The organism is Clostridium sp. 7_2_43FAA, assembly GCF_000158375.2.
Lineage (GTDB): Bacteria > Bacillota > Clostridia > Clostridiales > Clostridiaceae > Clostridium > Clostridium tertium.
Genome location: NZ_JH815222.1, coordinates 974,158 through 988,771 on the forward strand (window position 1 = coordinate 974,158; position 14,614 = coordinate 988,771).

A 14,614-nucleotide genomic window follows, 5' to 3' on the forward strand; every position below is an offset into this window, starting at 1 on the left:
TCATGGAGGGGATTGTAGAATGAAAGTAGCAATTTTATTAGCAAATGGTTTTGAAACTTTAGAAGCTTTAACTGTTGTTGATATTTTAAGAAGAGCAGAAGTAGAATGTCATACTTTTGCATTAGAAGGTGAAGAAGTAAAAACATCTCATAATATAATAGTAAAAGCTGATAAAAATATAATGGATAAAGAACTAAAAAATTATGATTTTTTAGTTTTACCAGGTGGTATGCCGGGAGCTGAAAATTTAAGAGATAGTGAACGAGTTATAGAATTAGTAAAAGAATTTAATGCTAAAGATAAGTGGATCTGTGCAATTTGTGCAGGACCAATAGCTCTAGGTGAGGCAGGAATAACAGAAGGTAAAAATATGACATGTTATCCTGGCTTTGAAGACCAAATAGGTAATAGTAATTACAAGGAAGATTTAGTAGTTGTAGATGGTAAAATGATAACAGGTAAGGGACCAGCTGCAGCAATTCCATTTGCTTTTGAAATATTATCAGTAATTTCAAAAGATAAGGCAGAGTCTATAAAGAGCGGTATGTTATTTAAATAGTTTTGTCTTAGGAGGGAAAATGAAAGAAAATTGGATACTAGTAAATAAAAAAGAGGGCTTTTTAAGGCTCTCTAATTCTATAAATGAAAACCCATTAGTACTAAGACTTCTTGCAAATAGAGGGATAGATACTTTTGAAGAAGCTAATAGATTTCTAAATGGAACAATAAATGATTTTTATGATGGATATCTAATGGCTGATATGAAAAAAGGAGTAAGCATTATAAAAAATGCTATTTTAAATAATAAAAAAATAATTATTTATGGAGATTATGATTGTGATGGAGTAATTAGCACGACTATATTTTACAAAGCTTTAAAAAATGTAGGAGCAAATTATAGTTATTATATCCCAAATAGGGAAGATGAAGGCTATGGAATGCATAGTGGAAGAATAAAAAAGCTTAAAGAAGAGGGATATGAAGTAGTTTTAACTTGTGATAATGGTATAGCTGCATTTGAACAAGTGGACTTAGCTAAAGAACTTGGCATGGAGATAGTCATTACTGACCATCATGATATACCAATTAGAGAAAATGATAAAGGTGAATTGAAAGAAACTGTACCTAGTGCAGATGCTATAATAAATCCAAAAAGAAGTGATTGCAAATATCCATTTAAAAATCTTTGTGGAGCTGGAGTAGCATTAAAATTCTCTAAGTGTTTATATGATGAATTTGAAATAGATGAAGAAAAGTTTTTAGATTTAATACAGTTTGCCTCTATAGCAACGGTTTGCGATGTTGTAGATTTGGTTGATGAAAATAGAATTATTGTTAAAAAAGGACTAGAATTATTAAATAATACAAAGAACTTTGGAATACAAGAATTGAAAAAATCAACTGGATTAAGTGATAAAAGAATTGAAGAATACCATTTAGGATTTGTAATAGGGCCATGTATAAATGCTACAGGAAGGTTAGAAACTGCAGATTTATCAGTAGAATTGTTGATAACAGATGATGTTAATAAGGCTAAAGCCTTATCAAATCAATTAAGTGAATTAAATACAATAAGACAAGATTTAACTAAAGAAAGTACTGAAAAAATTATTGAAAAAATAGAAAATGAAAAAAACAAAGAAGAAAAAGTAATAGTGGTATATGATGATACTATACATGAAAGTATTGCAGGAATAGTAGCAGGTAGAGTAAAAGAAAGATATAACATGCCTTGTATAGTCTTAACTAAAGGTAAGGAAATGCCTAAAGGATCTGCAAGATCAATAGAGAGCTATAATATATTTGAAGAACTTAGCAAATGTAGTGAGCTTATAGAAAAGTTTGGTGGACATCCAATGGCTGCAGGATTATCTATTAAAGAAGAAAATATAATTCCATTAAGAAATAAGTTGAACAATATATGTAAGTTATCAGATAATGATATAATTCCTACTGTTAAGATAGATTCGCCTCTTGGATTAAATTACTTAAACGAAGACTTAATAAATATTATTGAAAGTTTAAGACCTTTTGGAAAAGGAAACTCTAGTCCTTTATTTGCTGTTAAAAATGTTAATATAGAAAGAATATGGTTACTAGGAAAAGAAAAGAATTTTCTAAAGCTTAGATTTAAATTTGAATCTAATGGAAGATTTTTACATATAGATGGGGTAAGCTTTGATAAATTTGAAACTTTTAAAGAAGAAGTTATAAATAAATATGGGGAAGAAGAATTTATTAGAGCTTGTGACAGTAGTTATATAAATTTAAAAGCAGATGTGATTTATTATCCTAATATTAATGAATTTAATGGTAAAAGAAATATCCAGCTTATGATAAAAAATATACGAATAAACTAAAAAGGAGTTACCTTGATATGATATAAATCACGTTAAGGTAACTCCTTAAGTTTATGGTATTTAATTATTTAACAATGGAAAACTATTTTATTCCGTTTTCATATTGTTCTACCATTCTTTTAACCATTTCTCCTCCAACGCTACCACATTGTTTTGAAGATAAATCTCCATTGTAATCAGAGAATGGTACTCCCATTTCGCTAGCTACTTCATTTTTGAATTTAGCTAATCCATTTTTTGCTTCTGGTATTAAACTTCTGTTACTTGCCATGATTTTTACACCTCCTTGTCTCTTTTGTAATTATAGCTTGTGTATATTTTTTAAAAATATGATATGTAACTTTAGGTAATTGGGCATAATAGTGGAAGAGATAATTTTTTATAATAAATTAAATAACATTTAAATTGTTTTGAATAATATGATATTATTTAAGGAGAAAAATAATTTTAAATTATAGTTAAAAGTAAATAGTTTATAAAATAATTTGGATTTTTTAAATTATAATATATAAAACTGTTTGAGGGTTTTATTCCGAAATTATCGATTATTAATTATTAATTGTCAATTAAATAAGTGGGGTGTTTAAATGAGTAAATATAAAATAATAATGACTGGGGGAGGAACAGCAGGGCATGTTACTCCTAATTTAGCATTAGTGCCAAGATTAAAAGAAGAAGGTTTTGATATAAAATACATAGGAAGCAAAGATGGAATAGAAAAAGAAATAATAAAAGATGCTAATATACCTTATTATGAAATATCATCAGGAAAATTAAGAAGATATTTTGATATTAAAAATTTTACAGATCCTTTTAAAGTTATGAAAGGTGTTATAGAAGCTAATAAAATAATTAAAAAAGAAAAACCAGATATAATATTTTCTAAGGGGGGATTTGTTGCAGTACCAGTTGTAATAGCTGCTTCAATGAAGAGAATCCCAGTTGTATCACATGAATCGGACTTAACTCCGGGGTTAGCAAATAAGCTATCGGCTCCATTTTGCTCAAAATTATGCGTTACCTTCAGAGAAAGTTTAAATTATATAAAGGATGGTAAAGGTGTATTAACAGGAACACCAATAAGAAAAGAAATTTTAAGTGGTAGTGCAATTAAAGGAAAACAGATATGTGGGTTTAATGATAATAAGGAAATTTTATTTATTATCGGGGGAAGTTTAGGCGCTAAAAGTATTAATGAAGAAGTAAGAAAAAATATTAAAACCTTATTAGAAAGTTTTAATATTATTCATATATGTGGAAAAGGAAATTTAGATAAAAAACTAAACAATTTAAAAGGATATGTACAATATGAGTATGTTAAAGATGAACTTCCACATTTATTAAAAGCTGCTGATTATGTAATATCTAGAGCTGGTGCTAATGTTATATTTGAATTACTAGCATTAAATAAACCAACTCTTTTAATTCCATTATCTAAAAAGATAAGTAGAGGGGATCAAATATTAAATGCTAAATCTTTTGAGAAGGAAGGGTACTCAGTAGTCCTTGATGAAGATGAAATGATGGAAAATAAAGAAATGCTGCTTACAAAAATAAATGAGTTGAAAGAGAAAAGTGGCGCTTTAGTAAAAAATATGAAAAAAAGTGGTATAACTAATGGTGTAGATGCGATTTTAGGAGTAATTAACCAAAGTATGGAGTTAAATAAGTAAAATAAGATTTTTTTTAATTGAAAAGGATATATTGAAGTAATATGGCTTGTATAAAACTTGCAAAAAAAAAATAGTGTTATATAATAAAATAGTGAGTAAAAAAACAGGTAATATATATCCAACAATGTGACTTAATTTAGTCAAAGGATGAGGTGATGTAATTATGAAGAAAATTTCTATTATCTATTGGAGCAATGGAGGAAATGTAGAAGTTCTTGCAAATTCAATTGCAGAAGGTGCTAAATGTGCCAATGCAGATGTAAATATAAAATATGTTTATGATGCAACAGTTGAAGATGTAACAGAAGCTGATGCAGTTGCTTTTGGAAGCCCATCAATGGATAATAATAGAATTGAACAACATGAGATGGAACCATTTATAAACCAATTCAAATTATTACCGAACAAACAAAAGAAGATAGTATTATTTGGGTCATATGGATGGGATGATGGAAAATTCATGGTTGACTGGGTTCAACGTATGAATGATTACGACTTTAATGTTGTAGGACACATCGCCGTTAAAGAATCACCAAGCGAAGAAGAATTGTTAAAGGCAAAAGAACTTGGTGAGAAATTAACTAAATAAATTCTTTGAGGGGGTAAAGACTCAGGAAAGTACCTTAGGGGTTAGGTACGGAGACGTAATTAAGCGATTGAATCTTTTCTTACCAATAATTAATTTCTATTGAATACAGTATTAAATTTCTGTATTTAGCATATTTATAAAATTTTATATATAAGGAAGAGAGGTCAAACACGATGAGAAAAATGAAAACTATGGATGGTAATACGGCTGCGGCTCATATATCATATGCGTTCACAGAAGTAGCTGCTATTTTCCCAATTACACCATCATCACCAATGGCTGAGCACGTTGATGAATGGGTAGCACAAGGAAGAAAGAACATATTTGGACAACCTGTTAAGGTTATGGAAATGCAATCAGAAGCAGGAGCAGCTGGTGCAGTTCATGGATCTTTACAAGCTGGTGCTTTAACAACAACATATACAGCATCACAAGGTTTATTATTAATGATCCCAAATATGTACAAGATTGCAGGGGAAATGCTTCCAACAGTATTCCACGTATCAGCAAGAGCTTTAGCAACTTCTTCATTAAGTATATTTGGAGACCATCAAGATGTTATGGCTGCAAGACAAACTGGTTTTGCAATGCTTGCAGAAGGATCAGTTCAAGAAGTTATGGATTTATCAGCAGTAGCTCACTTAACTTCAATAAAAACAAGAATACCATTTATGAACTTCTTTGATGGATTCAGAACTTCACACGAAATTCAAAAAATAGAAGTTTTAGAATATGATGAATTAGCTAAGTTAGTTGATCATGATGCTTTAGATGCTTTCAGAAAGAGAGCTTTAAATCCAAATCATCCAGTAACTAGAGGTACTGCACAAAATCCTGATATATACTTCCAAACTAGAGAATCAGTAAATAGATTCTATGAAGATATTCCAGAAGTTGTAGAAAGCTACATGGCTGAAATAACTAAGTTAACAGGAAGAGAATATCACTGCTTTGATTATTATGGAGCTCCAGATGCAGATAGAATAATAATTACAATGGGTTCATCAACTGACGTTGCTGAAGAAACTGTTGATTACTTAAATGCAAAAGGAGAAAAAGTTGGGGTTGTTAAAGTAAGACTTTACAGACCATTCTCTACAGAAAGATTACTAAAGGTAATACCAGCTACAGTAAAATCTATAGCTGTTCTAGATAGAACTAAAGAACCAGGTTCAATTGGAGAACCATTATACTTAGACGTTAAGAGTGCATTCTATGGAAGAGAAAATGCTCCAGTTATAGTTGGAGGAAGATATGGACTAGGTTCAAAAGATCCAAATCCATCACATATAGCTTCTGTATATGCTAACTTATTATCAGAAAATCCAAAAGATGGATTTACAATTGGAATTGTTGATGACGTAACTAACACTTCATTAGAAGCAGTTGGTGACATCGATGCTACTCCAGAAGGAACTAAAGCATGTAAGTTCTGGGGATTAGGATCAGATGGTACAGTTGGTGCTAATAAGAGTGCTATTAAGATCATTGGAGACCATACAGACATGTATGCTCAAGGATATTTCTCTTATGATTCAAAGAAGTCTGGTGGTATAACAGTATCACACTTAAGATTTGGTAAGAAACAAATTAAGTCACCATATTTAGTTGACAAAGCTGATTTCGTAGCATGTCACAACCAAGCTTACGTTTATAAATATGACGTATTAGAAGGATTAAAGAAAAATGGTAAGTTCTTATTAAATACAATCTGGACTCCGGAAGAAGTTAATGAAAAGTTACCAGCAGCAATGAAGAGATTCATAGCAGAAAACAACATTGATTTCTATACTTTAAATGCTGTTAAGATAGCACAAGAAATTGGTCTTGGTGGAAGAATCAACATGATAATGCAAGCTGCATTCTTTAAGATTGCTAACATCATTCCAGTTGAAGATGCTGTTAAATACTTAAAAGACGCTGTAGTTAAGTCATACGGTAAAAAAGGTGAAAAAGTTGTTAATATGAACTATGCTGCTATAGATAAAGGTGTTGAATCTATAGTTAAAATAGAAGTTCCAGCAGATTGGAAAGATGCTGTTGAAGAAGTTAAGGAAGAAAAAAATGACATTCCAGCTTTCATCAAGAACATAGTAGAACCAATCAATGCTCAAAAAGGATTTGACCTTCCAGTTTCAGCATTTGAAGGAATGGAAGATGGTACATTCATGGCAGGTACTGCTGCATATGAAAAGAGAGGTATAGCTATCAATGTTCCAGAATGGCAACAAGATAAATGTATCCAATGTAACCAATGTGCATATGTATGTCCACATGCTGTTATAAGACCATTCTTATTAAATGAAAATGAAAAAGAAAATGCACCAGAATCATTAAAGATTGTTCCTGCAAAGGCATTAAAGACAGAAGAGCCAACATTCTATACAATTGGAGTTACTCCATTAGATTGTACAGGCTGTGGAAACTGTGCTCAAGTTTGTCCAGCACCTGGTAAAGCATTAATAATGAAACCAATGGATACTCAAGAAGATCAAATTGAAGCTTGGGATTATGCAGTTAAAGAAGTTGCACCTAAGAAGAACCCAATGAACAAGAATACAGTTAAGGGTAGCCAATTCGAGCAACCATTATTTGAGTTCTCAGGAGCTTGTGCTGGTTGTGGAGAAACTCCATATGCTAAGCTTGTAACTCAATTATTTGGTGATAGAATGATGATAGCTAATGCTACTGGATGTTCATCAATTTGGGGTGGATCAGTTCCTGCAACTCCATATACAGTAAATAATGAAGGACATGGTCCAGCTTGGGCTAACTCATTATTCGAAGATAATGCTGAATTTGGATTAGGTATGTTCTTAGGAGTTAAGGCTATAAGAGAAAGAATAGCTGACAATATGAAGAAGGGTCTAGAAGTAGAAACTTCAGAAGATGTTAAAGCAGTACTTCAAGACTGGTTAGATCACATGAACAGTGGAGAAGGAACTAGAGATAGAGCAGATAGAGTGATTGCTACTTTAGGAAATGTTGATGCTGATTATGCAAGAGAAGTATTAAAGGATAAGGAATTCCTAGTTAAGAGATCTCAATGGATATTCGGAGGAGACGGATGGGCATATGACATCGGATACGGTGGATTAGACCACGTTCTTGCTTCAGGAGAAGACGTAAATGTTCTTGTATTTGATACAGAAATCTACTCAAATACTGGTGGACAATCTTCAAAATCTACTCCAACTGCTGCAATAGCTAAGTTTGCTGCATCAGGAAAGAGAACTAAAAAGAAAGACCTAGGAATGATGGCTATGACATATGGATATGTATATGTAGCTCAAATTTCTATGGGAGCTGACAAGAACCAAACTCTTAAAGCAATAGCTGAAGCTGAAGCATATGATGGTCCATCATTAATCATTGCTTATGCTCCATGTATAAGCCATGGTATTAAGAGTGGTATGGCTAATAGCCAAGATGAAGCTAAAAAAGCTGTTGAATGCGGATATTGGGGATTATATAGATATAACCCAAGCTTAGTTGGAACTAAGAATCCATTCTCATTAGATTCTAAAGAACCAAAAGCTGATTTCAGAGAATTCTTAATGGGTGAAGTAAGATACGCATCACTTGCTAAGGCATTCCCAGAAGCTGCTGAAGCTTTATTCGAAAAGACAGAAAAGGATGCTATGGAAAGATTAGCAAACTATAAGAGATTAGCAGAACAACAATAATTTTTATAGATGAGGAGCTATAAAGCTCCTCATTTTTTTCTACTCTTAATAAAAAATAAAAATAATTTAATATTTTCCTTTTAATTTTTGTTAATTAAGGGTAGAATTAAATAGAATCATAATCTATTGAAGGAGGATTAGTTTAATGGATAACGAAAAGAAATGTGGATGCAACGAAGAAGAAAAGGAATGTGGATGCGGTCACGATCATGATCATGAACATCATGAAGGATGTGGTTGTGGAGAAGATCATCACGAACACTTTGTTGTAGACTTAGAAGATGATAATGGAAATGTTATTTCATGTCCAATTATAGATGCTTTTGAATTTGAAGAAAATGAGTATATCTTAGCTCAAGATCCAAATGAAGATTCAGTTTACTTATTTAGATCAAATGAAGATGGGGAATTAATAATTCCAGAAGAAGAAGAATTTGATAGAGTATCAAAGTTCTATAGTGAAGATTTAGCAGAATAATAATAAAAGAAGTGTCAAGTTTGGCACTTCTTTTATTTTGATAAAAATATAAATATTATTTTATTAAAACAAATAAGCATAATGCTATACTTTATAACCAAAAGTTGAATTCACAGTTTCCTTATCTATGGTTTTCAAGTGAGCATATTAATTTTACTTTGATTTAGAGTAAATTTGTGGAATAAGTAAATTTATATATGTTTACTTTTTAATTGTCATTTTATATTAATAATGATATATTTTTAATATATACTTAAGAAATAAGGTGTTAAAATGAACTATGCAGATTTACATATTCATTCAAGTTATTCAGATGGTAGTATGACACCAGAAGAAATTGTAGATAAAGCAAAAAGTCTAGGTGTGAAAAGTATTTCTATAACAGATCATGACTCAATAGCTTCACAATATATAATTAAAAATGATTATAAAGATATAAATATTATATCTGGAATAGAGCTAAGTACTGAATATGATGATTTAGAAATTCATATATTAGGATATTTTATTGATATAAAAGATAAAAATTTAAATGAAACTGTAAATAGATTAAATAAAGCAAGAATAGAAAGAATAGAAGAAATTCTTTTTAAGTTAAATAAGAATGATATCCATTTAACTTTAGATGAGCTGGCTATTGATTTAGATTCTACAGTGATTGGAAGAAGTCATGTTGCTAATGCTATGGTTAAAAAAGGATACTTTGATAGTTATAAAGCTGCTTTTACTAACTTTTTAGTTAAGGGAAAGCCTGCATATGTTAAAGGTTTCAAGCTAAATTATAAAGATGCTATAAAAGTTATAAATAATTCAGGCGGAATTGCAGTTTTAGCTCACCCAGGTCAAATATATAAAGGATTAGCAATAGAAAATATAATTAAGGATCTTAAATTTTATGGGCTAAGAGGTGTAGAAGTATATCATCCTAGCCATAGTAGAGAACAAACTAATAATTTTTATAATATATGTAAGAAATATAAATTATTCATAACTGGTGGAAGCGATTATCATGGTAAAGAATGTTATAATGAGAATTTAATAGGAAGCTATGGGATAAATGAAGCTTTACTAAATAAGTTGATAAATTTTAAAAAGTAAATGGGGGTATCAAAATGGATTTATCTAATAAAGCAATGAAAATTAATCCATCAATAACACTGGAAATTACAGCAAAAGCAAAAGAATTAAAAGAATCAGGAGTTGATGTAGTAAGTTTTGGGGCAGGAGAACCAGATTTTAATACTCCGGAAAATATAATAGAAGCTGCTATAAAAGCTATGAAAGATGGAAAAACAAAATATACGCCTACAAGTGGTATTTTAGATTTAAGAAAATCTATTTGTGATAAATTTAAAAAAGATAATGAATTAAATTATGATACAGATCAAATAGTAGTATCTACAGGAGCTAAGCAAAGTTTAGCAAATACCTTTTTAGCTATATTGAACGAAGGTGATGAAGTAATAATACCAACTCCTTATTGGGTAAGTTATCCAGAGTTAGTAAAGTTAGCTGGAGGGGTACCGGTATTTATAAATACTAATAAGGAAAATGATTATAAATATTCGGTAAAAGAGCTTAGAAATTTAATTACAAGTAAAACCAAAGCTATATTAGTAAATAGTCCTAATAATCCAACAGGAAGTATATATACAAGAGAAGAACTAACTGAAATTGCAGAGCTAGCTAAAGAATATGATTTAATAATAATATCAGATGAAATATATGAAAAATTGATATATGATAATGAAAAGCATATTAGCATAGCATCTATATCAAAAGATTCTTATGAAAGAACTATAGTGATTAATGGATTATCAAAGGCATATGCAATGACAGGTTGGAGAATAGGGTATTCAGCATCTAGCAAGGAAATTGCTAAGTTAATGAGTAGTGTTCAAAGCCATGTTACATCAAATATAAACTCTATATCTCAATATGCTGCAATTGAGGCGTTAAATGGCCCGCAAGATAGTATAAAGATAATGATAAAAGAATTTGAAAAAAGAAGAAATTATATGATTGATAGAATCAATAAGATTCATGGATTGTCAATTATAAGACCTAAAGGTGCTTTTTATATAATGGTATGTATAGAAAATTATTTTGGTAAAAAGATTAATGGTGAGATAATTAATTCATCTTTAGATTTTTCAAAAAGTTTATTAAATGAAGAAAATGTTGCAGTAATACCAGGAATTGCTTTTGGACTAGATAATTATATAAGATTATCTTATGCAACATCTATGGAAATAATTGAAGAAGGATTAAATAGATTAGAAAAATATTTGAGAAAATTAGTTTAATAGATAAAAAGTAAAAATATTACTACGCTAAAGATGTAGTAATATTTTTTTTGTGTAAAATAATAAAGATAATATTATTTTATATTTAAGCAATTCAGCTACTAATTTGTTTAATTATAGCAAATTATAGTATATAATTAATAATGAATTAGCTTAGGAGGAATGATAATGGAGAAATTAGCAATATTTGATGTAGACTATACTATAACTAAAAAAGAAACTTTAATGCAATTATATAAATATGTTATTAAAAGAGATATAGGAAATATTAAATTTCTTCCAAGAGCTTTGTATAGTGGAATTATGTATTCTATAAAGGTTTATGATGAAAAGAGAGTAAAGGAGAGTTTTCTTAAATTTATAGATGGAATAGATGAAAATGATTTAGCTATATTAGTCAAAGATTTCTATAGCGATGTTTTAGAGAATATATTATATAAAGATGCTATAAAAATGATGAAAGATCTAAAAAGTCAAGGATATAAAGTATATTTAATATCTGCATCTCCAGAATTTTATTTAAGAGAATTTTACGCTATAAAAGAAGTAGATATGGTTATAGGAACGAAATTTACTATAGATAGTGGCAAGTTTATAAGAAAAATGGAAGGTGAAAATTGTAAGGGTGAAGAAAAAGTAAGAAGGCTTAAAGAAGTGCTAAAGAAGGAAAAGATTAAAGTTGATTTTAAAAACTCTTATATGTTTTCTGATTCCTTATCAGATAAGCCGTTATTAGATTTAGTTGGAAATGCATATTTAATAAATTATAAAAAGAAAAATAGTTTTGAAGTATTAAGATGGAAATAAAGGGAGGAATTACTTATGGAAGCTATTTCAAAATATTATTTAGAAGATGGACATTTAGAAGGGATAGATAATTATACGAGTGATTCAACAGAAAAAGGTAGAATCATATATGAAGTTATAAGAGTTATAGATAGAGTTCCATTGTTTTATGAAGACCATATTAAGAGATTGGAATCATCTTTTAGGTTGATGGGAAAAACATTTTCTTATAAATATGATAAAATAAAAGATTATCTAGTGAGCTTAATTGAAGCAAATAATGTAGAGTGTGGAAATATTAAACTTACATTTGATATAGAAAGTGATACTATGAAGGTTTTTAGTATTAAACATAGTTATCCAAGCGAAGATATGTATAAAAATGGAGTAGAAACTATACTTTATCATGGAGAAAGAACAAATCCTAATGCAAAGGTGATTGATAGTAATTTTAGGCAAAAAGTAACTGATGAAATTAATAAAGCAAATGCTTTTGAAGCAATACTTGTAAACTCAAATGGATTTATAACTGAAGGAAGCAAGTCAAATATATTTATGATTAAAGAAGATACATTATATACCTCTCCATTAGAGGATGTTTTACCAGGAGTAACAAGAGGTAGAATTATATTATTAGCTAAAAGCTTAGGAATAAGTTTTGAAGAAAAAAAGATAAGTTTTGAACAATTAGAAAATATTGATGCAATATTTATATCTGGCACATCACCTAAAATATTGCCAATTTCTAAAGTGGATAAAATTAACTTTAATGTTGAAAATAAAATTATGCAAAAATTAATTAAAAGCTTTGATGAAGAAATAAAAATATACATTAATAAATTTAGATAAAATAATAGATTTTTTTGCATTTTTAAAAAGATTTGTGTATATTCAAAAATATTTTAAATTATGTTATGATTAAAATGGTAATTTAATTACCATATTTATGTAAAGGGGACTGGGGTATGGAAGAAAATTATGATAAAATCAATAACATTGATGGAAGTGTTTATGTTAGGGATAAAAGAATAATAGTTAAGAATCCAGTTGGAAATGGAGAATATGCAACCATTTCGCCACCTTTAAATGGGGAGTTATATATAAATGGAGAAAAGGTAGCTAAGCAGTCTAGTGTAAAAGAGGAAGATGTTATAGAGTTTAAAGAGTTTAAAGAAAAAGGACAACGTCTTATTAAAATAACATTTAATGATGATAAAACAGAAGCATATATTTCAATTACATATAAGAAGGAATTAGTTTATTATTTAAAAGACTCAAAGGAAGGTAATATCCTATCACTAGATGTAGACATTGAAGAAGGAATAGATCCACCAATAATAACAGAGTCTGAGGTAGTTACTGAATTAAAAGATAAGGGCATATCTTATGGTATAGATAGTGATGCTTTAAGGTATATAGTGTCAAATAAAGATATTGAAAATAAATTGATTGCACATGGAGTGCAGGCAAAACCTCCTATTGAAGATCAAATAAAGATGTTTTTTAAGTCAAATAACAAATTAGAAATAGATGAAAATACAGAAAAAGTTGATTATAGAGACTTTAATTCTATAACAAGTGTTAAAGCTAACGAAGTTTTAGCCGAGATTATAAAGGGAGAGAATGGTGTTGATGGGAAAAATGTTTTTTCACAACGAATACCAGGGAAGGCAAAGAAAAAAAGTAATTTTTCAGCTGGACAAGGATGTAAAATAAAAGATAATTTAATAATTTCAACTATTGCTGGAAGACCATGTTTTAGTAAAAATACTATTAGTGTTGAACCTATATATATATTAAATGATGATGTCACAATTTCAACAGGAAATATTAAGTTCCCATCAAATGTACAAATAAATGGTAAGATAACTGAAGGTATGAAAGTTACTGCTGGCGGTAGCCTTGCTGTAAAGGATGGAGTATTTAATGCATTTGTAGATGCAAAAGATACATCTAAAATTATGGGAAATGTAGTTAATTCTATAGTTGAAGTTGGGGGAGCAAATTTAATTAAAGAAAAGCGAGTTAAAACATTAAAAGAAATTAAGGATGATTTAGAATCTTTATTGAAAAACTCTATGTATTTAAAAGATAATAATTTAATTAAAAAAAATATAACAGATGGAATGATAATTAAATCGCTTATTGAAACAAAATTTAAAAATATTCCTAAAAAATGTATAAATATAATTTCAAATGCTATGCAAGATAATTGTTATAATTCTGTTGTTGTAAAGTTAGTTAAGGCAAAACTTATAGGGGCTGCTCCTAGCACCATAAAAGATATTAATGAGATAGAAGATATAATTTATGAGGTGGATAAGGAGTTAGAAGAGCTAGAAAAGGATGTTATAACAACATCAGATTTAACAATAGAGTACGCTCAAGAATCCCAAATAAGTGTTACAGGAGATATAAATATAATAGGAAAAGGTTTATTTACTAGCAAATTGAATTCATCTGGTAATATTAATTTTTATCTTAACTCTTCTGTCTGTAGAGGAGGGCACTTGAAGGCAGAAAATTTAATTAATGCTTCAATAGTAGGAAGTGATTCAGGAGTATTTACAAAGTTAGAGGTAGATAAAAAAGGAGAAATAAATGTAAATGTTGCATATCACAACACTATTTTTATTATAGGAAATAAAAAATATATCTTGGAAAAGCCATCTAAAAATGTACATGTATATATGGATAAAGATGGTAGTTTAATTGTAGATAAATTACTTCTATAGG

General features: G+C 29.2%; 12 protein-coding genes. 11 read left to right on the forward strand and 1 reads right to left on the reverse strand.

Translation table 11 applies throughout. The features are described 5' to 3' along the window. Nucleotides 1-19: 19 nt before the first annotated feature. Complete coding sequence (locus CSBG_RS06160; RefSeq protein ID WP_008677985.1) at nucleotides 20-559, forward strand: DJ-1 family glyoxalase III; 540 nt, start codon at nucleotides 20-22, stop codon at nucleotides 557-559. Nucleotides 560-578: 19 nt separating this feature from the next. After that, a complete protein-coding gene (recJ, locus tag CSBG_RS06165; RefSeq protein WP_008677986.1) occupies nucleotides 579-2,360 on the forward strand; it encodes a single-stranded-DNA-specific exonuclease RecJ in 1,782 nt (593 codons plus the stop codon). Nucleotides 2,361-2,442: 82 nt separating this feature from the next. Here the strand turns inward: recJ and CSBG_RS06170 are convergent, their stop codons facing one another. Then, nucleotides 2,443-2,631, reverse strand: coding sequence for an alpha/beta-type small acid-soluble spore protein (locus tag CSBG_RS06170; RefSeq protein WP_008677988.1), 189 nt, complete (start codon nucleotides 2,629-2,631; stop codon nucleotides 2,443-2,445). A 316-nt stretch (nucleotides 2,632-2,947) separates the two neighbouring features. Here CSBG_RS06170 and CSBG_RS06175 point away from each other — a divergent pair, with 316 nt between their 5' ends. From CSBG_RS06175 to CSBG_RS06215, 9 genes are all read left to right on the forward strand, one after another. Continuing rightward, a complete protein-coding gene (locus CSBG_RS06175; RefSeq protein ID WP_008677989.1) occupies nucleotides 2,948-4,033 on the forward strand; it encodes an undecaprenyldiphospho-muramoylpentapeptide beta-N-acetylglucosaminyltransferase in 1,086 nt (361 codons plus the stop codon). Between the two features lie 163 nt (nucleotides 4,034-4,196). Further along, nucleotides 4,197-4,622, forward strand: coding sequence for a flavodoxin (locus tag CSBG_RS06180; protein WP_008677990.1), 426 nt, complete (start codon nucleotides 4,197-4,199; stop codon nucleotides 4,620-4,622). Between the two features lie 173 nt (nucleotides 4,623-4,795). Next, nucleotides 4,796-8,308: a pyruvate:ferredoxin (flavodoxin) oxidoreductase gene (gene nifJ / locus CSBG_RS06185; protein ID WP_008677991.1), complete on the forward strand. Its 3,513-nt coding sequence runs from the start codon at nucleotides 4,796-4,798 to the stop codon at nucleotides 8,306-8,308. A gap of 145 nt (nucleotides 8,309-8,453) precedes the next feature. After that, the gene (locus CSBG_RS06190; RefSeq protein WP_008677992.1) at nucleotides 8,454-8,786 is read left to right on the forward strand and encodes a DUF1292 domain-containing protein; all 333 of its coding nucleotides are present in this window, start codon (nucleotides 8,454-8,456) and stop codon (nucleotides 8,784-8,786) included. A gap of 273 nt (nucleotides 8,787-9,059) precedes the next feature. After that, nucleotides 9,060-9,884 (forward strand): PHP domain-containing protein, encoded by an 825-nt coding sequence (locus CSBG_RS06195; RefSeq protein WP_008677993.1) that lies wholly within the window; start codon nucleotides 9,060-9,062, stop codon nucleotides 9,882-9,884. 14 nt (nucleotides 9,885-9,898) lie between these two features. Continuing rightward, the gene (locus tag CSBG_RS06200) at nucleotides 9,899-11,092 is read left to right on the forward strand and encodes a pyridoxal phosphate-dependent aminotransferase (protein WP_008677994.1); all 1,194 of its coding nucleotides are present in this window, start codon (nucleotides 9,899-9,901) and stop codon (nucleotides 11,090-11,092) included. A gap of 168 nt (nucleotides 11,093-11,260) precedes the next feature. Then, complete coding sequence (locus CSBG_RS06205) at nucleotides 11,261-11,899, forward strand: HAD-IB family hydrolase (protein ID WP_008677995.1); 639 nt, start codon at nucleotides 11,261-11,263, stop codon at nucleotides 11,897-11,899. A gap of 15 nt (nucleotides 11,900-11,914) precedes the next feature. After that, on the forward strand, nucleotides 11,915-12,727 hold the full coding sequence (locus CSBG_RS06210) for an aminotransferase class IV (protein ID WP_008677996.1): 813 nt from the start codon (nucleotides 11,915-11,917) through the stop codon (nucleotides 12,725-12,727). A 116-nt stretch (nucleotides 12,728-12,843) separates the two neighbouring features. Further along, the gene (locus tag CSBG_RS06215) at nucleotides 12,844-14,613 is read left to right on the forward strand and encodes a FapA family protein (RefSeq protein WP_008677998.1); all 1,770 of its coding nucleotides are present in this window, start codon (nucleotides 12,844-12,846) and stop codon (nucleotides 14,611-14,613) included. Nucleotide 14,614: the final 1 nt, after the last annotated feature.